Annotated in this window: 18 protein-coding genes and 1 tRNA gene; 14 read left to right on the top strand and 5 right to left on the bottom strand. The window is 65.1% G+C overall.

Translation table 11 applies throughout. The features are described 5' to 3' along the window. Position 1 precedes the first annotated feature (1 nt). The 4 genes from fdhF to AB4Y82_RS00940 all read right to left on the bottom strand — a co-directional run bounded on the left by fdhF (position 2) and on the right by AB4Y82_RS00940 (position 6,837). Complete coding sequence (fdhF, locus tag AB4Y82_RS00955; protein ID WP_441603533.1) at positions 2-2,884, bottom strand: formate dehydrogenase subunit alpha; 2,883 nt, start codon at positions 2,882-2,884, stop codon at positions 2-4. Between the two features lie 224 nt (positions 2,885-3,108). Next, entirely contained in the window at positions 3,109-4,665 is a 1,557-nt protein-coding gene (locus tag AB4Y82_RS00950) for a formate dehydrogenase beta subunit (RefSeq protein WP_441603532.1), read from the bottom strand. Beyond that, the gene (locus AB4Y82_RS00945; RefSeq protein ID WP_441603531.1) at positions 4,662-5,162 is read right to left on the bottom strand and encodes a formate dehydrogenase subunit gamma; all 501 of its coding nucleotides are present in this window, start codon (positions 5,160-5,162) and stop codon (positions 4,662-4,664) included. The genes AB4Y82_RS00950 and AB4Y82_RS00945 overlap by 4 nt, the downstream gene beginning before the upstream one ends. A gap of 19 nt (positions 5,163-5,181) precedes the next feature. Beyond that, complete coding sequence (locus tag AB4Y82_RS00940; RefSeq protein ID WP_441603530.1) at positions 5,182-6,837, bottom strand: OFA family MFS transporter; 1,656 nt, start codon at positions 6,835-6,837, stop codon at positions 5,182-5,184. Positions 6,838-7,089: 252 nt separating this feature from the next. Between AB4Y82_RS00940 and AB4Y82_RS00935 the strand changes: the two genes are divergently transcribed. The 11 genes from AB4Y82_RS00935 to AB4Y82_RS00885 all read left to right on the top strand — a co-directional run bounded on the left by AB4Y82_RS00935 (position 7,090) and on the right by AB4Y82_RS00885 (position 16,724). Next, positions 7,090-8,340, top strand: coding sequence for a molybdopterin molybdotransferase MoeA (locus AB4Y82_RS00935; RefSeq protein WP_441603529.1), 1,251 nt, complete (start codon positions 7,090-7,092; stop codon positions 8,338-8,340). Beyond that, positions 8,337-8,684 (top strand): DUF7009 family protein, encoded by a 348-nt coding sequence (locus AB4Y82_RS00930; RefSeq protein WP_441603528.1) that lies wholly within the window; start codon positions 8,337-8,339, stop codon positions 8,682-8,684. Before AB4Y82_RS00935 ends, AB4Y82_RS00930 begins: the two co-directional genes overlap by 4 nt. Before the next feature lie 78 nt (positions 8,685-8,762). Next, positions 8,763-9,539 carry a molybdate ABC transporter substrate-binding protein gene (modA, locus tag AB4Y82_RS00925; RefSeq protein ID WP_441603527.1) on the top strand — a complete coding sequence of 259 codons (777 nt, stop codon included), beginning with the start codon at positions 8,763-8,765 and terminating at the stop codon, positions 9,537-9,539. Positions 9,540-9,548: 9 nt separating this feature from the next. Further along, the gene (gene modB / locus AB4Y82_RS00920) at positions 9,549-10,232 is read left to right on the top strand and encodes a molybdate ABC transporter permease subunit (RefSeq protein WP_441603526.1); all 684 of its coding nucleotides are present in this window, start codon (positions 9,549-9,551) and stop codon (positions 10,230-10,232) included. Further along, complete coding sequence (modC, locus tag AB4Y82_RS00915) at positions 10,225-11,325, top strand: molybdenum ABC transporter ATP-binding protein (RefSeq protein ID WP_441603525.1); 1,101 nt, start codon at positions 10,225-10,227, stop codon at positions 11,323-11,325. The genes modB and modC overlap by 8 nt, the downstream gene beginning before the upstream one ends. Before the next feature lie 54 nt (positions 11,326-11,379). Continuing rightward, positions 11,380-12,582: a molybdopterin molybdotransferase MoeA gene (locus tag AB4Y82_RS00910; protein ID WP_441603524.1), complete on the top strand. Its 1,203-nt coding sequence runs from the start codon at positions 11,380-11,382 to the stop codon at positions 12,580-12,582. A gap of 1 nt (position 12,583) precedes the next feature. Further along, the gene (moaA, locus tag AB4Y82_RS00905; RefSeq protein WP_441603523.1) at positions 12,584-13,630 is read left to right on the top strand and encodes a GTP 3',8-cyclase MoaA; all 1,047 of its coding nucleotides are present in this window, start codon (positions 12,584-12,586) and stop codon (positions 13,628-13,630) included. A 226-nt stretch (positions 13,631-13,856) separates the two neighbouring features. Beyond that, positions 13,857-14,342 (top strand): cyclic pyranopterin monophosphate synthase MoaC, encoded by a 486-nt coding sequence (gene moaC, locus AB4Y82_RS00900; protein ID WP_441603580.1) that lies wholly within the window; start codon positions 13,857-13,859, stop codon positions 14,340-14,342. Beyond that, positions 14,339-14,938 carry an NTP transferase domain-containing protein gene (locus tag AB4Y82_RS00895; RefSeq protein ID WP_441603522.1) on the top strand — a complete coding sequence of 200 codons (600 nt, stop codon included), beginning with the start codon at positions 14,339-14,341 and terminating at the stop codon, positions 14,936-14,938. Before moaC ends, AB4Y82_RS00895 begins: the two co-directional genes overlap by 4 nt. Further along, positions 14,935-15,177 carry a MoaD/ThiS family protein gene (locus tag AB4Y82_RS00890; RefSeq protein ID WP_441603521.1) on the top strand — a complete coding sequence of 81 codons (243 nt, stop codon included), beginning with the start codon at positions 14,935-14,937 and terminating at the stop codon, positions 15,175-15,177. Before AB4Y82_RS00895 ends, AB4Y82_RS00890 begins: the two co-directional genes overlap by 4 nt. Beyond that, on the top strand, positions 15,174-16,724 hold the full coding sequence (locus tag AB4Y82_RS00885) for a ThiF family adenylyltransferase (protein WP_441603520.1): 1,551 nt from the start codon (positions 15,174-15,176) through the stop codon (positions 16,722-16,724). The genes AB4Y82_RS00890 and AB4Y82_RS00885 overlap by 4 nt, the downstream gene beginning before the upstream one ends. 77 nt (positions 16,725-16,801) lie before the next feature. Here the strand turns inward: AB4Y82_RS00885 and AB4Y82_RS00880 are convergent. After that, positions 16,802-16,886, bottom strand: a tRNA-Leu gene (locus tag AB4Y82_RS00880). 147 nt (positions 16,887-17,033) lie between these two features. On the opposite strand from AB4Y82_RS00880, the gene rnr reads away from it, so the two are divergent. The 3 genes from rnr to AB4Y82_RS00865 are packed head-to-tail and all read left to right on the top strand — an operon-like array spanning position 17,034 to position 20,712. Further along, positions 17,034-19,685 (top strand): ribonuclease R, encoded by a 2,652-nt coding sequence (rnr, locus tag AB4Y82_RS00875; protein WP_441611070.1) that lies wholly within the window; start codon positions 17,034-17,036, stop codon positions 19,683-19,685. Next, positions 19,682-20,428, top strand: a complete 747-nt coding sequence (gene rlmB, locus AB4Y82_RS00870) for a 23S rRNA (guanosine(2251)-2'-O)-methyltransferase RlmB (RefSeq protein WP_441603518.1) — start codon at positions 19,682-19,684, stop codon at positions 20,426-20,428. Before rnr ends, rlmB begins: the two co-directional genes overlap by 4 nt. Beyond that, the gene (locus tag AB4Y82_RS00865) at positions 20,425-20,712 is read left to right on the top strand and encodes a CBU_0592 family membrane protein (RefSeq protein WP_046970454.1); all 288 of its coding nucleotides are present in this window, start codon (positions 20,425-20,427) and stop codon (positions 20,710-20,712) included. Before rlmB ends, AB4Y82_RS00865 begins: the two co-directional genes overlap by 4 nt. Positions 20,713-20,777: the final 65 nt, after the last annotated feature.

Here is a 20,777-nt window from a genome sequence, read left to right as displayed (position 1 = left end):
GTCAAGCGGGCTTCGCCGATTGTTCGAGCAACGCTTCCTGCGCCTCGGTGAAGGCGCGATAGCGCTTCTGCCACTCGGACGGCTGGTTGACGCGGGTCACCTGCACTGCGGTCACCTTGTATTCGGGACAGTTGGTGGCCCAGTCCGAATTCTCGGTCGTGATCACGTTGGCGCCGGAGCCCGGGAAGTGGAAGGTGGTGTAGACCACGCCGGGCTGCATGCGCTCGGACACGACTGCGCGCAGCACCGTTTCACCGGCGCGGCTCACGATGCCGACCCAGTCGTTGTCGACGATGCCACGTTCCTCAGCATCATGCGGATGGATTTCGAGGCGGTCTTCGTCGTGCCACATCACGTTGGCGGTGCGGCGTGTCTGGGCGCCCACGTTGTACTGACTGAGGATGCGGCCGGTGGTGAGGATCAGCGGGTGCTCGGCGCTCACTTTCTCGGTGGTCGCCACGTATTCCGTCAGCATGAAGCGGCCTTTGCCGCGCACGAATTCATCGACATGCATCACCGGCGTGCCGTCGGGATGCTCGTCGTTGCACGGCCACTGGACGGAACCCAGCTTTTCGATCTTGTCGAAGCTGACCCCATGGAACGTCGGAGTCAGTTCTGCGATTTCGTCGAGGATCTGCGAGGCATGCGTGTAGTTCATCGGATAGCCCATGGCCTGCGCCAGCAACTGGGTGATTTCCCAGTCGGCGTAGCCGCCCTTGGGTTCCATCACCTTGCGCACCAGCGACATGCGCCGCTCGGCATTGGTGAAGGTGCCATCCTTTTCCAGGAACGAACTGCCGGGCAGGAAGACATGCGCGAACTTGGCCGTCTCGTTGAGGAACAAGTCCTGCACCACGATGCATTCCATCGAGGTCAGCGCAGCGGTGACGTGCTGGGTATCGGGATCGGACTGCGCGATATCCTCGCCTTCGATGTACAAGCCCTTGAAGCTGCCATCCATCGCGGCCTCGAACATATTGGGAATGCGCAGACCGGGCTCGCCCAGCAGCGGCACGCCCCAGGCCTGCTCGAAGGACTGGCGGACGGTGGTGTCGCTGACATGGCGATAGCCTGGGAATTCGTGCGGGAACGAGCCCATGTCGCAGGAGCCCTGCACGTTGTTCTGTCCACGCAGCGGATTCACGCCCACGCCTTCGCGGCCGATATTGCCGGTGGCCATGGCGAGGTTCGCAATCGCCATCACCGAGGTCGAACCTTGTGCGTGTTCGGTGACGCCCAGGCCGTAATAGATGGCACCGTTGCCGCCGGTGGCATAGAGGCGGGCAGCGCCGCGCGCCAAGTCTGCCGGCACGCCAGTGACGCTTTCCATGGCCTCGGGACTGTATTTTTCCTGCGACACGAACGCGCGCCACTTGGCGAACGCTTCGGGTTCGCATCGCTGTGCGACAAAGTCCTCGTCGACCAGGCCTTCGGTGACGATCACGTGGGCCAGCGTATCGAGCAGGGCCACATTGGTGCCCGGGCGCAGCCGCAGGTGATAGTCGGCCTTGATATGCGGCGTGCGCACCAGATCGATGCGGCGCGGATCGACCACGATCAACCTGGCCCCGGCACGCAGGCGCTGCTTCATCTGCGAGCCGAACACCGGGTGGGCATCCGTGGGGTTGGCACCGATCACCAGCACGACGTCGGTGCTGCGGATGGAATCGAAATCCTGCGTGCCGGCCGATTCGCCGAGCGTGGCCTTGAGGCCGTAACCGGTGGGCGAATGGCAGACGCGCGCGCAGGTGTCCACGTTGTTGTTGCCGAAGCCGGCACGCACCAGCTTCTGCACCAGATAGGTTTCCTCATTGGTGCAACGCGAAGAGGTGATGCCGCCGATGCTGTGCTTACCGTAGGTCGCCTGCAGGCGCTTGAACTCGCTGGCGACGTGGCCGATCGCTACCTCCCAGCTCACCACGCGCCACGGGTCGGAGATCTTGGCGCGGATCATCGGCGTGGTGATGCGATCCGGATGCGTGGCATAGCCGATCGCGAAGCGGCCCTTCACGCAGGAGTGACCATGGTTCGCATGGCCGTCCATGTTTGGCACCATGCGCACGATGTCCTGACCTTTCATCTCCGCCCGGAAACTGCAGCCGACGCCGCAGTACGCGCAGGTGGTGATCACGCTGTGTTCGGCCTGGCCTTTGTCGATCAGCGATTTTTCCGACAGGGTCGCCGTGGGGCAGGCCTGTACGCAGGCGCCGCAGGAGACGCATTCCGAATCCAGGAAGCGGTTGTTCTGGCTGGCCGAAACCTTGGACTCAAAGCCGCGACCCTGGATGGTCAGCGCGAAGGTGCCTTGCACTTCGTCGCAGGCGCGCACGCAGCGTGAGCAGGCGATGCACTTGGATGGGTCGAACGTAAAATACGGGTTGGATTCGTCCTTGGCTGCAAACAAGGGATTGGCGGTGCCGTCTGTTTGCTTGGGCTTGACGTGATTGGCACCGTCGTAGCCGTAGCGCACATCGCGCAGGCCCACCACGCCGGCCATGTCCTGCAGCTCGCAGTGGCCGTTGGCGGGGCAGGTGAGGCAGTCGAGCGGGTGATCGGAGATATAGAGCTCCATCACGCCGCGGCGAATATCGGCAAGCTTCGGCGTCTGCGTGGCTACTTTCATGCCTTCGCTCACCGGCGTGGTGCACGAGGCGGGATAGCCCTTGCGGCCTTCGATTTCCACCAGGCACAGGCGGCACGAGCCGAACGCATCGAGCATCTCGGTGGCGCACAGCTTCGGGATGCTGATGCCGGCCTGCGCGGCAGCGCGCATTACCGAGGTGCCTTCGGGCACTTCGATGCGGCGGCCGTCGATGTCCAGCGACACCATGGTTTGCGATGTCGATTTGGGTGTGCCGAGATCGATTTCGACGATGGACAGCATAGGGTGACTCCAGGGGGCCTATTTCAATTTTTTGGCCGAGCGTTCATTTCCCTCGCCGTCATTCCGGCGCAGGCCGGAATCCAGTAGCGAGGGTGCGCGGTTATCGCAAAAGAGCACGGCTAGCTCTGTCGCGGCGACCGATCCGTGCCGCTCCTGGATTCCGGCCTGCGCCGGAATGACGGTGAGTGGGGCGCCAGAGTTTACGCAGGACATGGTGCAGTCTCTCAGTTCACCGGCTCCGCCGAGCCCGCGAAATCTTCGTGGAAATGGTCCAGCGCGCTCAGCACGGGGAAGGGCGCCATGCCGCCGAGCGCGCACAGCGAACCTGCCACCATGGTCTGGCAGAGGTCGCGCAGCAGCACTTCCTCGCGTTGGCGTCCGGCATTGTCGCTGGTGAGCAGTCGATCGATCACCTCGACGCCACGGGTGGAACCGATGCGGCATGGCGTGCACTTGCCGCAGGATTCGATCGCGCAGAACTCCATCGCGTAGCGCGCTTGCGCCGCCATGTTCACCGTATCGTCGAAGACCACCACGCCGCCGTGGCCGAGCATGCCGCCGATGGCGGCAAAGCCTTCGTAGTCGATCGGTGCATCGAGCTGTGATGCAGGTAGATAGGCGCCGAGCGGGCCACCGACCTGCACCGCGCGCACCGGTCGGCCGCTGGCGGTGCCGCCGCCGTAGCTTTCGATCAGTTCGCGCAGGCTAAGCCCGAAAGCACGCTCCACCAGTCCGGGCCGTTTGAGATTGCCGGCCAGCTGGATCGGTAGCGTGCCACGCGAGCGGCCGCTGCCGTAGTCGCGGTAGTAGGCAGCGCCCTTGTCGAGAATGATGGGTACGGAAGCAAACGTGACCACGTTGTTGATCACCGTGGGCTTGCCGAACAGTCCATGGATGGCCGGCAGCGGCGGCTTCACGCGCACCTGGCCGCGCTTGCCCTCCAGCGACTCCAGCATCGAGGTTTCTTCGCCGCAGATATACGCGCCGCCGCCAAGGCGCACTTCCAGATGGAAGGCCTTGCCGCTGCCGCGCACATTGTCGCCGAGATAGCCGTTTGCCTCGGCGGCAGCGATGGCTTCCTTCAGCGCATGGTGCGCATGCGGATACTCGACACGCAGATAGATGTAGCCGCGCGTGGCGCCCGCCGCGATGCCAGCGATGGTCATGCCTTCGATCAGCACGAACGGATCGCCTTCCATGATCATGCGGTCGGCATAGGTGCCCGAGTCGCCTTCATCCGCATTGCAGGCGACATATTTCTGCACGGCCTGAGCATCCAGGCAGGTCTTCCACTTGATGCCGGTGGGGAAGGCTGCGCCGCCACGGCCGCGCAGGCCTGAATCGGTCACGGTCTGCACAATCTCGGCGCCGCTCATGCGCAACGCCGCTTCCAGTCCGCGATAGCCGCCGTGCGCCATATAGTCGTCAAGGCTGCGCGGATCGACGATGCCGACGCGTGCGAAGGTGAGGCGCTGCTGGTTCTTCAGATAATCAATGGATTCGGTGAGGCCAAGCGCGAGTGCGTGCGCGCCGCCATGCAGAAAGTCGGCATCGAACAGTGCAGCGACGTCTTCGACCTGCACTGGACCGTAGGCGATGCGTCCTTCCGATGTCGCCACCTCGACCAGCGGTTCCAGCCAGAACAAACCACGCGAACCATTGCGCACGATTTGGACGTCAACGCCACGACGCTCGGCTTCAGAAGTGATGGCAACGGCCACGGCTTCAGCGCCCAGCGAAAGGGCACTGGCATCACGCGGCACAAAAACAGTGAAGCTCATGAAACCTCCGCAGCGAGCCACGCATCGAAACGTTCGGGCGTGACCCGACCCTTCAACTCGCCATCCACCATCATGGCCGGCGAGCACGCGCAGTTGCCTAGGCAGTAGACCGGCTCCAGCGTGTAGCGGCCGTCCTGGGTCGTCTCGTGAAAGTCTACGCCCAGGCGCTGTTTGACGTGTTTTTCCAGCGTGACGGCGCCCATCGCCTGGCACGACTCGGCACGGCACAGATAGATCACGTGCTCGCCCGCCGGCTGCTGCCGGAAGTAGTGATAAAAGCTGATGACGCCATGCACATCAGCCCGCGAGAGATTCATCTCGCGGGCGATGAGGGGCACGGCGGCTTCAGGTACGTAGCCGAGCGCATCCTGAATGCCATGGAGCACCGGCAGCAGGGCGCCTGGCAAATCCTTCAGACGCCCTGTGACTTGGAGCACGACGACCCGGACCGATTCGGGAATATCCGGCAACGACGAGCCTGTAACCGCGCGTTTCATCAATCAAATTCTCTATGCGTTAAAACAGTGCAGCAGCCTTGGTAATCGCTATCCATACGCCGATCAGGAAGGGAATGCCAACCAAGGCCCAGGACGCCGCACCGACGACACCGAACGGTCCGCGCGCTGCTTCCTGTGCGCGGGCCGACATGGCGGGCGTTTCGTGTTGCAGGGACTTTTCGTGCTCAAGTTCCGCATCGCTCATCAGCGCAGTTTCCTTGACCGGCTTGATCAGCAGGTTACAGATCATGCCCACCAGCAACAGGACGGCCAGGATATACAGCGTGCGGTCGTAGACCAGATTCTTGGCCACGCCCGCATCCAGTTGCGCCTGGCGCACCGCGGCGATCAGGAAGGGCCCCGCAATGCCCGCCACCGACCATGCGGTGAGCAGGCGACCGTGGATCGCGCCCACCATCTGGGTGCCAAAAATATCCGACAGATACGCCGGCACCGTGGCAAAGCCGCCTCCGTACATCGACAGGATCAGGCAAACCGCGATGACGAACATGCCCGCCAGGCCCATGTGGCCCAGGGTCGGCAGCGAGCAATAAAGCGCGATGCCCAGCGCAAAGAAGATGAAGTAAGTGGTCTTGCGGCCGATGAAGTCCGAGGTCGAGGCCCAGGCGATGCGTCCAAGGCTGTTGAACAGGCTGATCAGGCCGACCAGGCCCGCCGCCGAGGCGGCGATGGCGGCCTTTTGCGCCACGCTCAGCGCCGTACTGGCATCGAGACCGAGCAGCTTGCCGCCGAACACGTCCTGGAACATCGGGCTGGCCATCGACAGCACGCCGATGCCGGCGGTGACGTTCATGCACAACACCATCCAGATCAGCCAGAACTGCGGTGTTTTCCAGGCGCGGTTCAGATGCACGTGGCGATGGGTGATCAGTTTGTTGGTCGATGCCGCCGGCGGCGTCCAGCCCAGCGGACGCCAGCCCGACGGCGGCACGCGGAAGCCGAAGGCGCCGGCGACCATCGCCACCAGGTAGATCACACCCATGCACATCAGCGCGGACGACACGCCGGGTACGTCGCCGATGGAGAACTTCTTCATCAGCGCCACGGCCAGCGGGGCGCCGATCATCGCGCCGCCGCCGTAACCCATGATGGCGAAGCCGGTGGCCAGGCCCCGTCGATCCGGGAACCATTTGATCAGGGTCGAGACGGGTGTGATGTAACCCAATCCCTGGCCTATGCCGCCTAACACGCCTGCTCCTAGATAGACCAGCCATAACTGATGCATCGACACGCCGATGCCGCCGACGATCAGGCCGCCGCCCCAGCACAGGGCGGCAATGAAACCGGCCTTGCGCGGGCCGGCATGTTCGAGCCACGCACCCCAGATCGCCGCCGAAATGCCGAGCATGGCGATGAAGGTTTCAAAGATGTGGTTGACCGCCGGCACCGTCCAGTTGCAGGCGGTGGTGAACAGCTGCGCAAGAAAGCCCAGCTTGGCGCAGATCGCGGGGTCCGCTTCCGTCACCAGTTTGGTCATCGGCAGCCAGAACACGGAAAAGCCATAGGCCATGCCGATGCTCAAATGGATGGCCAGGGCCGCCGGCGGTACCAGCCAGCGATTGAAGCGCGGCCCGGCAATCGTGCTTTCTCGGGACAACACGGCCGACTTAGTGTCGGCCGTAGTCAGGACATCGGTTTCCGATACACCCACCATGAGCATCTCCCCCGGTTGTCGTCGGCCATGCGGCCGGATGGCAGACGCGATGTTTAGAGCCGCCATGTCGGTCGCGCCACCCGACCATGGTCGTACACATCTTCTTTGAACCTGAACTATGCCAAGGTGGCACCAACTGTGTTGCTGCAACGCAACGGATTGTGACAACCGAGGCGCATCGAACTCTTGCAATGTGATGCGCACCACGCCGAGCATGTAGCGACTTCACTCTGCCGCAGGCCAGACTTCCGCATGATCGGTTACGACGACGCACTGCTTGAGCTACTTCGGCACGTGCGGCCGTTGCCGGCGCAGTCATGCAAGACCGCCGATGCCTTGGGCAAAGTTCTTGCGGCCGATGTCGTCAGCTCGATGGACCTGCCGTCGTTCGATCACTCCGCAATGGACGGCTATGCGCTTCACGCGGCCGATCCGTTGGCCGCCGGCAGCGAGCATGCGGTGCAGGGCTCGCAGGCCGCTGGCGATGTTTCGCGCGGCTCGGCTGGCATGGCCTGGGAGATCATGACTGGCGCCCGACTTCCGCAGGGGCTGGACACGGTGGTGCCGGTGGAACGCACGGCGCTGCTGGAGCGTCGTGATGATGGTTCGCCTGCACGCATCCGGCTGCTCGACGACGTCGCGCCCCAAGCCAATGTGCGCTACGCCGGCAGCGACGTGGCCAAGGGCGCGGTGGTGATCAAGGCGGGCACGCGCATCCAGGCCAGTCAGCTGATGCTGCTGGTGGCGTTGGGTGTGGCCCAGGTGGAGGTGCTGCGCGCGCCGCGCGTCGCCATCATCTGCACGGGCAAGGAGTTGCAGGACGATCTGACCCAGCCGCTGGGCGATGGCCAGATCTATGGCTCCAACGGGCCCTATCTGGTTGGTGCATTCGCGGCGATGGGCGTGCAGGTGTGGTCGTGCGAAACCGTGGACGATACGAGCCACACCTTTGTTGCCGCCGTACAGCGTGCACAGCAGGCAGGCGTGGATCTCATCGTCAGTACGGGCGCCGTGTCCATGGGGCGCTACGACTTCGTGCCGGATGCCCTGGTGAAACTCGGTGCCCAGGTGCTTTTCCACAAGCTCGCGGTCCGCCCTGGCAAGCCGCAACTTGCTGCGGTGCTGGGGGATGCATTGGTGTTTGCCTTGCCGGGCACGCCGATGGCCGTGGCCGTGGGCCTGCGCTTCCTGATCGATCCGGTGGTGCGCGCCATGCGCGGACAAGCCCGGGAACCCTTGTGGCGAGCGGTGCTGGACACGCCTCAACAACTCAAGCCGGGCCTGCGTCACTTCCTGCGCGCCTCGGTGACGCAGGATGAGCAGGGACGACTTCACGCGCACGTGCTGGCGCAGCAGCAACCCTTCCGCATCCAGCCGTTCGCTCAGGCCAACGCCTGGGTGGTGGTCGAGCAGGATGCCGTCGAGGTGGCGGCCGGCGCATTGGTGACCGTCGCCAGCCTGCACCCGGACGCTGGATGGGATCAAACGGGAGTCGCATCGTGAAACTGCAGATCGAAGCTCAAAGCCTGCGCGTGCGTATCGGCGAAGAGGAGTTATCCAGGCTGCTCGCTGGCGAGCCCCTGGTATCGCGTACCCGTTTCACCAGCAGTCTGTCGCTGTCGTGCACGCTCAAGGCGGTGGCCAGCGAGGCCGCTCGTTTCAGCGGCCAGCCCGACGCCTGGTCGATCGACCTCCCACAAGCCCTGGTGCGAACCCATGCCGCCAGCCTGCCCACGCGGGAGGGTTTGACCTTCCAGCTGGAAAGCGGAGAGGGCGATCCGCTGGAGCTGCTGTTCGATGTCGACGTGCGCGACAGCGTCCGTCATCGTCGCGCGCCGAGGCAGTAGCGTTGACATGACGCTGGTTACGCTTGGGCTAGTCTTGGGCCGTTGCATCGGCCGCCACGATCAGGAATGACACAAAAGATGCGTCGACTTTGGCAGGGCCTGCTGGTATTGGCGTCGGTAACGGCATCGTCGATGTCGATGGCGGCCGCTACCGACAATCACATCACGGTCGCGGCTGCGGCGGACCTGCATCAGGCGCTCGACGATGTCGTGGCGGCGTATCGGCACGAGCATCCCGATAGCCGCGTCGAGGTGGTCTATGGCTCCTCGGGCAATCTGTCCACGCAGATCGAGCAGGGCGCGCCGTTCGAGCTGTTTTTCTCGGCCGACAGCAGCTATCCGCAGCAACTGGTCGAGCATGGCAAGGCGAGCGGTACGCCGGTGCCTTATGCGCTCGGTCACCTGGTGATGTGGAGCGCCAGCATCGACATGAAGGGCGTGCAGGTGGCTGATCTCGCGCAGCCCCGGTTCGGCCGCATCGCCATCGCCAATCCGCAGCACGCCCCGTACGGCAAGCGTGCCGAACAGGCGCTGCGTGCTGCGGGCGTGTGGGACAAAGTGCAGCCGCGCCTGGTGTTTGGCGACAACATCGCGCAGACCGCGCAGTTCGCGCAAAGCGGCAACGCTCAGGTCGGCTTGGTGGCCGAATCGCTGGTGCTCGGATCGTCGGTCAAAGGCAGTTTCGAGCCGGTGCCGCCCGCGCTCTATGACCCGCTCAAGCAGAGTTTCGTGATCACCCAGCGCGGCGCGAACAATGCGCTCGCGCAGGACTTTGCGCGCTACGTGCAGAGTGCCCCGGCCAAGGCGATTCTTTCGCGCTACGGCTTCAACCTGCCGGAAGACGCCGCGCACTGAGCGCCCCTTATGGCCCTGTTGACCGAAGCGGACATCGAGGCACTGGGCCTCACCCTGCGACTGGCGACCACCGTCACCGTGTTGCTGCTCGTGCTGGGCGTGCCGTTGGCCTGGTGGCTGGCGCATACGCGCTCGCGCTGGCGGCGTCCGATCGCTGCCGTGGTGGCCTTGCCCCTGGTGCTGCCGCCGACCGTGCTGGGTTTCTATTTGCTGATGCTGCTCGGGCCGGATGGATGGGTGGGGGGTGCGTTTGCTGCGCTTGGCCTGGCAGCCTTGCCATTCACCTTCCAGGGCTTGGTGGTGGCCTCGATGCTGTATTCGCTGCCCTTCGTGGTGCAGCCGCTGCACAACGCATTTGAAGCGGTGGGCGAACGGCCGCTGGAAGTGGCCGCCTGCCTGGGGGCCAGTCCGCTGGATCGGTTCTTCAGCGTGGCCTTGCCGCTGGCCTTGCCCGGCGTGATCACGGCCGCCGTGCTTGGCTTTGCGCACACAGTGGGCGAGTTCGGCGTGGTCCTGATGATCGGCGGCAATATCCCCGGCCAGACCCGCGTGCTGTCCATGCGTATTTACGACCATGTGCAGGCGGGCGAATACCACCAGGCCAATGTGCTGTCGCTGTGCCTGCTGGTGGTGTCGTTTGCCGCCTTGCTTGCCATGTCGCTGTTGCGTACCCGCAGGCAGGCGCGTGACTGAGCGGGCTGGCGAGAGCCAGCTGGGGCTCGACGCCAAGCTCGCCTGGCGCCGCGGCGCGCTGGCGTTCGAGTTCGAGCTGACCCTGCCGCCGCGGGGCATTACCGCCTTGTTCGGCCCCTCCGGCGCGGGCAAGACCAGTTGTTTGCGCGCGATGGCCGGGCTGGAGCGCGAGGCCGTCGGCCGGGTGAGTTTCGGGCAGACGGTGTGGCAGGACAGCAGCCATCGGGTGTTCGTGCCGCCGCATAAACGGCGCATCGGTTACGTGTTCCAGGAAGCCAGTCTGTTCACCCATCACTCGGTGGCGGGCAATCTGGATTTTGGTTTTCGCCGCGCCGGACGCCCGGCGCATCTGGATCGCGACGGACTGATCGACCGCTTCGGCTTGCGGCCCTTGCTGGAGCGTCGCGTCGACGGCCTGTCCGGCGGCGAGCGCCAGCGTGTGTCGATGGTGCGTGCGCTGCTCTCGGATCCGGCCTTGCTGATGTTCGACGAGCCGCTGTCCGCGCTCGACGGTCCGGCCCGCACGGACTTGCTGGAATGCCTGGAATCCCTGCATGCCACGCTGCAGGTGCCGATGATCTACGTGAGCCACAACGTGGACGAAGTCGCCCGGCTGGCCGACCATCTGGTGCTGATGGAAGCGGGCCATGTGGTGGCGCAGGGCGGCCTGCAGGACACCTTGACCCGGCTGGACCTGCCGCCGGCCCTGGGCGATGCGGTGGGAGCCGTGATCGAAGGCGAGGTGGTCGCCTACGACGCCCACGACCAGCTGATCGAGCTGGCTTTTGCTGGCGGACGCCTGTGGTTGCCCTATCGCCACGAACGCGTGGGGCAGCGTTTGCGCTGCCGCATCAGCGCCCGCGACGTGGTGTTGAGCACCGCACCGCAGACCGGCACCAGTGCGCTCAACCAGCTGCCGTGCCGGATCGTCGCGGCCGTGGACGCCGGACACTCCTCCCAGGTGCTGGTGCAACTGGACGCCGGCGGCTGCCTGTTGCTGGCCCGCATCACGCGGCGTTCATGGCATGCGCTGGGCCTGCCGCCCGGCAGCAACGCCTGGGCGCAGGTGAAAGCCGTTGCGCTGGGAATCTGAGAGGCGCGCTATGCTCGACCCCATGCGGTCACCCTTCTTTGCATGATCCAAACCATGAGCGAATTGACCAGCGTCAGCCAAGCCGAAGCCCTGATCGCCGAACATATGCCCTCGTTTGGCAGCGAGCGCGTGCCCTTGGACGAGGCGGTGGGACGGGTACTTCGACAGCCGGTGCACGCCGAACACGATCATCCGCCGTTCGACCGCGTGATGATGGATGGCATCGCGATCCGCTGGTCCGCCGCCATGCCCCGTCGCCTGCACGTAGCGGGCGCACAGATGGCCGGCATGCGCAGGCAAGTGCTGCCCTCCGGCAACGACTGTCTTGAAATCACCACCGGCGCGATGCTGCCCGAGGGTGCCGATGGCGTGATTCCGATCGAGCAACTGCGGCGCGATGGCGAGGACTATGTGCTGTCCGACGACTGCGCACCGGTGGCCGGCCAGTTCATCCATCGCCGCGCTGCCGATTGCGCACAGGGCAGCCTGCTGCTGTCGCCCGGCATGCGCCTGGGGCCGGCCGAAATGGCCTTGCTGGCGGCCAACGGCGTGGCGACCGTGGCGGTGGCGGTGATGCCGTCGATCGCCATCGTGTCGACCGGCGATGAACTGGTGGAGGTGGGCGCGCCGCTGGGCGAAGGGCAGATCCGCCGCTCCAACGACAGCGCGGTACGCGCCGCCTTGCGGCTGGATGGGTTCGCGCGCGTGGTGATGGAACATATCGTCGACGACGAGGCCGTCACCGGCGAGCGCATCGCCCATCTGCTGGAGCGCCATGATGTGCTGCTGCTGTCTGGCGGCGTCTCGATGGGGCAGCGCGACTATGTGCCCGCGGCGCTGGTGGCACAAGGCGTGCGCAAGGTGTTTCATCGCATTGCCCAAAAGCCAGGCAAGCCGATGTGGTTTGGCGTCGGTCCGCGCGGCCAGGCAGTGTTCGCCTTGCCCGGCAATCCGGTCTCCGCGCTGGTATGCGCCACGCGCTATGCACGCCCGGCGTTGCTCGCCGCGCAGGGTCTGCTCGCCCCGGCGCCGGAATGGGTCTGCCTGGACAGCGACGTGGACGTCAATCCGCAGCTGGCGAGCTTCATGCCAGCGCGCGTGCAATCGGATGCTCAGGGACGGTTGATGGCGTATCCGGTACCGTCCAAGACCTCGGGTGATTTTTCCTCGTTGCCGCGCACGCAGGGATTCGTGCAGTTGCCGCCCGGCCAGGGCAAGGCGCCTGCGGGAAGCGTGGCGGCGTTTTATCGGTGGTGAGATGAGCGCGATCAACAGTCTCAACCAGACCTCGGCATGGCCGGTCGACCAGCTCGGCCGTTCGCTGCACGACCTGCGCATTTCGGTGATGGATCGCTGCAATTTCCGCTGCCCGTATTGCATGCCCGAATCGACCTATGGCGAGCACTTCAACTTCCTGCGCAACGACGAGCGCCTGAGCTTCGATGAGATCGAACGCCTGTGCCGGCTGGCGGCGACGCTGGGGGTGAGCAAGCTGCGCCTTACCGGCGGCGAGCCCTTGCTGCGGCCGCATCTGGCCGAGCTGGTGGAACGGCTGCGCCGACTCGATGGCATCACCGATCTCGCGCTGACCACCAACGGCGTGCTGCTTGCGCGGCACGCCGCCGAATTGCGCGATGCCGGCCTCGACCGCGTCACCATCAGCCTCGACACGCTTGATCCCGCGCTGTTCCACCGCATGAGCGGCGGGCGTGGCGCGCTGGACGATGTGCTTGCCGGCATCGAGGCCGCGCAGAACGCCGCTTTTCCGCACGGCGTGAAACTCAATACGGTGGTGCAGCGCGGCGTGAACGAGCACACGGTGATCGATCTGCTGGAACGCTTTCGCGGCAGCGGCATCGTGGTGCGCTTCATCGAATACATGGACGTGGGCAATCGCAACGACTGGCACGCCGATGACGTGGTGCCCTCGGCGACGCTCGTCCAGCGCATCCACGCGCGCTGGCCGTTGCGCGCCGTGCTGCCCAAGTACGCCGGTGAAGTGGCGACGCGCTATCGCTTCGAAGACGGGGCCGGCGAGATCGGCATGATCTCCTCCATCAGCCAGCCGTTCTGCGGCGGCTGTACGCGGGCACGCCTGTCGTCCGAAGGCATGCTCTACACCTGCCTGTTCGCCACCCAGGGCGCCGACCTGCGCGGCCCCTTGCGCGCGGGCGCCAGCGACGAGGCGCTGACCGAACTGCTGCGCCAGACCTGGCTGGGCCGTCACGACCGCTACAGCGAGGAGCGGGCGGAGCACCATGGCAAGGCGCCACGGAAGATCGAGATGCATTACATCGGGGGGTGAGGGTGCTGGAAATATGCAGGCCACCCTGCTCGTCATTCCGGCGCAGGCCGGAATCCAGTGGCGACGCGTTGCGATTTTCGCAGCGGGCGCCAGGCGACAAGCCGACTCACCGCTACTGGATTCCGGCCTGCGCCGGAATGACGGTGAGGGAAACACAAATTCTTCATCCTTGCCGCCGCCGCTGGACCGATAATCGGGACAGACTCAGGAGTTGTTCGTGACAGCGATACCCACCCAGCTATCCCACGTCGACGACGAGCAGCAACCGCGCATGGTCGATGTCGGCGCCAAGGCGATCACGCGCCGTTCGGCCCAGGCCAGCGCGCGGGTGACGTTCCCTGCCGAGGTGGCCGCGCGACTGCACGAGGCGGGCTATGTCACGCCCAAGGGCGCGGTGCTCACGGTGGCGCAGATCGCCGGCGTGATGGGCGCCAAGGCCACGCCGCAACTTATTCCGCTGTGCCACCCGCTGAGCATCGACAAGTGCGACGTCAGCATTCGCATGGAAGGCGTGCACGCACTGATCGACTGCACCGTGTCCTGCAACGGCCGCACCGGGGTGGAAATGGAGGCGCTCACCGGCGCCAGCATCGCTGCGCTGACCATTTACGACATGTGCAAGGCGATGTCGCACGACATCGTCATCCAGGAAGTGCGGCTGGTCGCCAAGAGCGGCGGCAAGCAGGATTTCTCGACGACGGAGCGAGCATGAGCGACACACCGGCTCCGCTTTACGGTTTGCTTTTGAGCGGCGGCGCGAGCCAGCGCATGCGCCAGGACAAGGCCGCGCTGGACTATCAGGGCGAGCCGCAGTTATTGCGCGCGTGGCGATTGCTTGAATCGGTGACCGAGCGCGCGTTTGTGTCGGTGCGCGAGAGCCAGCGCGACGACGCCTTGCGCGTCACGCTGCCGCAAATCGTGGACAGCTACGACGCGGTGGGGCCGGTCGCCGGCATCCTCTCCGCCCAGGAACGTCATCCCGATGCCGCATGGCTGGTCCTGGCCTGCGACCTGCCGTTGCTGGACAACGACACGCTGCGTCGCCTGATCGACGCGCGCGATCCGCAAGCCGATGCCACTGTGTTCGCCAGCAGCCATGACGGTCTTCCCGAACCGCTGTGCGCCATCTGGGAACCACGCAGCCACGCACTGCTGCGGCAGCGCTACGAGAACGGCAGCTATTGCCCGCGCAAGGCGCTGATGCAATCGAACATCATCTTGTTGCCCGCGCCAGGCGATGCGCTGGACAACGTCAATACACCCGAGGAACGGCAAGCCATGCAGCAACGTCTGGAGTCTTTGGCATGACGGTGGTGAACCTCCAGTACTACGCGCAACTGCGCGAGCAGGCCGGCACCAGTGCGGAGCAGGTCGATACCATGGCGGGTTCGCTGCGCGAGCTGTATGAGGAGCTGCGTATCGCCCGAGGCTTCTCGCTGGCGGCCGATGCACTCAAGGTGGCGGTCAATGCCCAGTTCAGCGGATGGGAGCGTCCGCTGCGCGATGGCGACACCATCGTCTTCATCCCACCGGTGGCTGGCGGATGAGTCGTTTCGAACTTGCCAGCACGATCGTCGATACCACTGGCCAGCGCGACCGCCTGCGCCATCCGGCCAGCGGCGGCTATTGCGCGTTTGAAGGCTGGGTGCGCAACAGCAACGAAGGGCGCGAAGTCGACGGGCTGTCCTACGAGGCCTATGCGGAACTCGCCATCGCCGAAGGCGAGCGCATCGTCGCCGAAGCCATCGAGCGCTACGGCGTCACCGACGCGCGCTGCGTGCATCGCACAGGTGATTTGAAGATCGGCGATATGGCGGTATGGGTCGGCGCCTCCGCGCCACACCGCGACGAAGCGTTTCGCGCCTGTCGCTACATCATCGATGAGATCAAGCACCGGCTGCCGATCTGGAAGAAGGAACACTACGTTACCGGTGAATCGGACTGGGTCGCCTGCACGCATGTCTACCGCGAGCATGAGCACGAAGCTCATCACCATCATCGCCATGCGCATGCCGCACCCTTCGTTCCCGACTATTCGCGCCAGACGCGGCTGCGCGAAGTTGGCGAAGCAGGGCAGGCAAAGCTCGCATCCTCACGCGCGCTGGTGATCGGCGCCGGTGGTCTGGGCTGTCCGGTGATCAGTTATCTCGCCGGTGCGGGCATCGGCACGCTCGGCATCGTGGATGGCGATCGCCTGGATGCGAGCAACCTGCATCGGCAGACCATGTACGACGCGCACGACATCGGCCAGTTGAAGGCCGAGCTCGCTTCGCGCCGCGTGACGGCGCTCAATCCGACGGTGAAAGTGCAGGTGTGGACACAGCCGCTGGATGCCGGCAATGCAGTCGATGTGTTTGGCCAGTTCGATCTGGTAATCGAATGCACCGACGATATGCGCAGCCGCTATCTCAGCAGCGACGCCGCCGTGATCAGCGGCACGCCTTTGATCCTGGCCAGCATTTATCAATACGAAGGCCAGCTGCAGTTCGTGGCGGCCAAAGCGGGTGCGCCCTGTCTGCGTTGCCTGTGGCCGCAGGAGCCATCGCCGGAATCGGTAGGCAGTTGCGTGCTGTCAGGCGTGCTCGGTCCGGTGCCCGGCGTGCTGGGTGCGATGCAGGCCACTGAAGCGCTGAAATATCTGCTCGGCTTGCCGCAGCCGAACGCTGGCGCATTGTCGCTGGTGAATCTGATCGACCTGAGCATCCAGCACTTGCCGATCGATATGGCCAACGGCTGCGCCGCGCATGGCGGTTGCATCGAGGTGGCGCGTCGCGCGTTGGCCCGTTCGGTGGACGAGCAGGAGATTGATCTGGCGTTCGATCGACTCGACGACGCCATCGCCGCCGGCTATCAGCTGGTGGATGTGCGCGAGGCCGACGAGCTGGTCAGCGATCCGATGCCGGTCGCTGGTGCGATGCACGTGCCCTCGGCTCAAGTCGGCGAACGGGCAGGAGAATTCATCGAGGGCCGTTATCTGCTGGTCTGCGCCAGTGGCCGTCGCAGTGGGCATGCCGCGCGCCTGTTGCGCGACGAAGGCAGGCAGAACGTGTATTCGCTCGCAGGTGGACTGCACGCGCTGCGCGTGACTGGGTGAATGCGCGTGGCGTGTCGCATGCGCATGTAAACGCCAGACACGAAAAAGCCCGCATCGCTGCGGGCTTCGTCTACAATTGGTGCCCAGGAGAGGACTCGAACCTCCACGGTTTTACCCGCTAGTACCTGAAACTAGTGCGTCTACCAATTCCGCCACCTGGGCAGGTGTCACGTGAGCTTTTTGGGCTGCGTGAGCCGCGTAGATTAGGCATGTGTCGGTGGGTTGTCAACTATCCTTTCACGGATTTTTTCCGGACCGACACGCCTCGAGTCCGCAAGCCCCATAAAACCAACTAAAAAGGCATAGGAAGTGACCAGAAAAAAAGAACCGCGCAGCAGCAAGCCGGAGCCGGGTTCCAAGGCGCCCGCGCCCAAGAGCGCCAAGAGCGGCAGTGGCCGCGGCCGGCGCTCGGCGGTGGAACCGAGCCGCCCGCGCGAGGGCGTGGTGGGTGACCCGCACGCGGAGCGCGAAGCGCAGCGTTACGAGCGCCCCATCCCCAGCCGCGAGGCCATCCTCGCGCTGCTCGAACAACGCGGCGAATTGCTGACCGAAGCGCGCATGGCCGAAGCGCTGTCGCTGTTTGACGAATACGAACTCAATGCCCTGCGCAAGCGCCTCGGCGCCATGGTGCGCGACGGCCAACTGTTGCTGGGGCGTCGCGGCGGCTATGCGCCGGCCAACAAGCTGGACCTGATCCAGGGCGTGGTGCTGGCCAACGCCGAGGGCTACGGCTTCCTGCGTCCGGATGGTGGCGGCGATGATCTGTATCTCTCGCCCCAGCAGATGCGCATCGTGCTGCACGGCGACCGCGTGCTGGCCAGCGTGGTCGGCATCGACCGGCGCGGTCGCAAGCAGGGCGCGATTGTCGAAGTACTGCAGCGCCGCTCGCCGCGACTGGTCGGTCGCGTGGTGATCGAAAACGGCGTCACCCTGGTCGCGCCCGATGACCGCCGCGTGCACCAGGACGTGATGATCGTGCCCGGCCAGGACATGGGCGCCCGTTCCGGCCAGATCGTGGTGGCCGAGATCACCGATCCGCCGACGCCGCATCGCGGTCCGATGGGCGCGATCCGTGCCGTGCTCGGCGAACGCCTGCAGCCGTCGCTGCTGGTCGAGATGGCGATCGCCAGCCACGACCTGCCGCACGACTGGCCCGACGCTGTGATACGCGACGCGGCCCAGGTCGAGCCGCAGGTGACCGCCGCCGAGCGCGAGGGCAGGGTGGATCTGCGTTCGCTGCCGCTGGTGACCATCGACGGCGCCGATGCGCGCGACTTCGACGATGCGGTATTTGCCGAGCCCAAGCGCGGCGGTGGCTATCGCCTGGTGGTCGCCATCGCCGATGTCTCGCATTACGTGAAGGTGGGCTCGGCGCTCGACAAGGAGGCCTACGAGCGCAGCACGTCCACCTATTTCCCCGGCTTCGTGGTGCCGATGCTGCCGGAGACGCTGTCCAACGGCATCTGCTCGCTGAACCCCAAGGTCGAACGCCTGTGCATGGTGTGCGACATGGTGATCAATGAGGAAGGCGAGGTGGTCCGCTCGAAGTTCTACAACGCGGTGATGCGTTCGCATGCGCGCCTCACTTACGACCGCGTGTGGCAGGCCATTGGCCTCAACGATGCCGATGCACGCCACGAGCTGGCCGATGTGATGCCGCAGATCGAGCATCTGCACGGCCTCTACAAACTGATGGCGGCGCAGCGCAAGCGCCGTGGCGCGATCGACTTTGAAACGCCCGAGGTGAAATTCCGCCTCGACCAGCGCGGCGAAGTGGAATCGATGGGCGCCACCGAGCGCAACGATGCGCACAAGCTGATCGAGGAATGCATGATCGCCGCCAACGTGCAGGCGGCCTTGTTCCTCGAAAAGAAAAAGATCCCCGCGCTGTTCCGTGCGCACGAACCCCCGCCGGCTGAGAAATACGAAGACCTGCAGAACTTCCTGCGCGAATTCAAGCTGCGCATGCCGCCGGTTGAGGAAGTGACGCCGGGTGACTACGCAGACATTCTCCGCCTGGTGCACGACCGCCCCGAGCGCGAGCTGATTCAGTCGGTGCTGCTGCGCTCGCAGAGCATGGCGGCGTATCAGCCGGACAACCGCGGCCACTTCGGCCTGGCGCTGGAGGCGTACGCGCACTTCACCTCGCCGATCCGCCGCTATCCGGATCTGCTGGTCCATCGCGCGATCCGCTACGCCATTGCCGGCGGCAAGCCGACCGCGTACAGCTATACCCCGAGCGAGATGGCCGCGATGGCCGTGCATTGCTCGCAGCGCGAGCGTCGTGCGGAAGAGGCCGAGCGCGATGTGGACGAGCGCTTCAAGTGCGCCTGGATGTCCAAGCATGTGGGCAGCGAGTTCGACGGCACCGTCACCGGTGTGACCTCGTTCGGCTTGTTCGTCGAACTGGACGACTCGAAGGTGTCGGGGCTGGTGCATATCAGCCAGCTTTCCAACGACTACTACCACTTCGATCCGGTGCGCCATCTGCTGAAGGGCGAGCGCAGCGGCGCGCAGTTCCGCCTCGGCGATCACGTGCGCGTGCAGGTGCTGCGGGCGAGCCTGGAAGACCGCAAGATCGACTTCCGCCTGGTCACGCCGCGCAAGGAAGGCAAGGAGGGCGTGGCCCCACCCAGCGGCGAGCGCCGCTACAACTACGCTGCAGCCGGGGATCGCTACTCGTTGCCCAAGGCCAAACGCAGGACGGAGCGCCCCTCGGCGCGCGATAATCCCACTCCTGCGGCGTCCCTGCCGTCGTTGCCGCCAGCGGATCGCAAGTCCGCCACACGTGACGGCGACAAGGCGCCGGTTGGCAAGGGCACCTTTGCCAAGGCCAAAGCCGCTGCCAAGGGGGCTTTCGCCAAGGCGAAGGCGGCCGCCCAGGGCCGCAAGGCGAAAGCCTCTGCGCCGAAAGACACCACGAACGCACCGACAGCTGGAAAGAAGAAAGGCAAACGATGAGTGACAGTTGGATCGTCGGGATCAACCCGGTCGAAGGCGCGCTGAGCAACGACGCCGCGCGCGTACGCGAAGTGCTGGTGGAACAAGGCCAGCGCAACGCGCGCGTGCAGGAGCTGGCGACCCGCGCCAAGGCTTTGAATATTCCCGTGCATCATCGCTCGCGCGATGAGCTCGACCGCGTGTCGGGCGAGGCCCGCCACCAGGGCGTGGTGGCGCGTTACGAAGCGCCGCCGATGGCTTCGGAAAACGACATCGAGCGGCTTCTCACCGAGGCCGGGCAGAACGCGCTAGTGCTGGTGCTCGATGGCGTCACCGATCCGCACAACCTCGGCGCCTGCCTGCGCAGCGCGGCGGCGGCGGGCGCGACCATGGTGATCGTGCCCAAGGATCGCGCCGTCGGCCTGACGCCCGTGGTGCGACGCGCCTCGGCGGGCGGCGCCGATCGCGTGCCGCTGATCGCTGCGACCAATCTGGCCCGTGCGCTGCGCACGCTCAAAGATGCCGGCGTGTGGATCACCGGCCTGGCCGGCGATACACAGACCTCCGTCTATAGCATCGACATGCGTGGCCCGGTGGCCATCGTGCTGGGCAGCGAAGGCGAGGGCATGCGCCGCCTGACGCGTGAAACCTGCGATTTCGTGGCGCAGATTCCGATGCCGGGCGTGATGGAAAGTTTGAACGTGTCCGTGGCGACGGGCATCGTGTTGTTCGAGGCATTGCGACAAAGGAGTGAAAAGCGATGACGTTCTTCTGGTATGACTGGGCCGGTTATATCGGCGTGGTGCTGGTGCTGTCGTCCTTCCTGTTGTTGCAGGCGCGCAAGCTGCACGGCAATGGCCTGGTCTATCAGCTGATGAACGTGTTTGGCGCGCTGGGCGTGGTGTTGTCGCTGCTGTTTGGCGTGGCGATCAACTGGCCTGCGTTGCTGATGGAGGTGGCGTGGATCGCCATCGGCATCTTTGGCATCGTGCATTCGGCCCGGGCACGCCGCGAAGCCCGCGAGCTAGGCAGCAAGTTCACGCCCTGACGCTGCATTCAGGCGTTGCCGGTAAAATGGCGGGACCGGTTCTGCAATGGAACCGGTCTGCGGGG

The sequence above is a fragment of the Dyella sp. 2YAF14 genome (assembly GCF_052114725.1).
Classification (GTDB): domain Bacteria; phylum Pseudomonadota; class Gammaproteobacteria; order Xanthomonadales; family Rhodanobacteraceae; genus Dyella.
Note: the sequence above shows the minus strand (reverse complement) of the source record. Positions and strands in the feature narration are given on the sequence as shown.

Coding starts and splice junctions, on each gene's coding strand:
- fdhF (WP_441603533.1), bottom strand. CDS start 2,884: ATGCTGTCCATCGTCGAAATCGATCTCGGCACACCCAAATCGACATCG.
- AB4Y82_RS00950 (WP_441603532.1), bottom strand. CDS start 4,665: ATGAGCTTCACTGTTTTTGTGCCGCGTGATGCCAGTGCCCTTTCGCTG.
- AB4Y82_RS00945 (WP_441603531.1), bottom strand. CDS start 5,162: ATGAAACGCGCGGTTACAGGCTCGTCGTTGCCGGATATTCCCGAATCG.
- AB4Y82_RS00940 (WP_441603530.1), bottom strand. CDS start 6,837: ATGGTGGGTGTATCGGAAACCGATGTCCTGACTACGGCCGACACTAAG.
- AB4Y82_RS00935 (WP_441603529.1), top strand. CDS start 7,090: ATGATCGGTTACGACGACGCACTGCTTGAGCTACTTCGGCACGTGCGG.
- modA (WP_441603527.1), top strand. CDS start 8,763: ATGCGTCGACTTTGGCAGGGCCTGCTGGTATTGGCGTCGGTAACGGCA.
- modB (WP_441603526.1), top strand. CDS start 9,549: ATGGCCCTGTTGACCGAAGCGGACATCGAGGCACTGGGCCTCACCCTG.
- AB4Y82_RS00910 (WP_441603524.1), top strand. CDS start 11,380: ATGAGCGAATTGACCAGCGTCAGCCAAGCCGAAGCCCTGATCGCCGAA.
- moaA (WP_441603523.1), top strand. CDS start 12,584: ATGAGCGCGATCAACAGTCTCAACCAGACCTCGGCATGGCCGGTCGAC.
- AB4Y82_RS00895 (WP_441603522.1), top strand. CDS start 14,339: ATGAGCGACACACCGGCTCCGCTTTACGGTTTGCTTTTGAGCGGCGGC.
- AB4Y82_RS00890 (WP_441603521.1), top strand. CDS start 14,935: ATGACGGTGGTGAACCTCCAGTACTACGCGCAACTGCGCGAGCAGGCC.
- AB4Y82_RS00885 (WP_441603520.1), top strand. CDS start 15,174: ATGAGTCGTTTCGAACTTGCCAGCACGATCGTCGATACCACTGGCCAG.
- rlmB (WP_441603518.1), top strand. CDS start 19,682: ATGAGTGACAGTTGGATCGTCGGGATCAACCCGGTCGAAGGCGCGCTG.
- AB4Y82_RS00865 (WP_046970454.1), top strand. CDS start 20,425: ATGACGTTCTTCTGGTATGACTGGGCCGGTTATATCGGCGTGGTGCTG.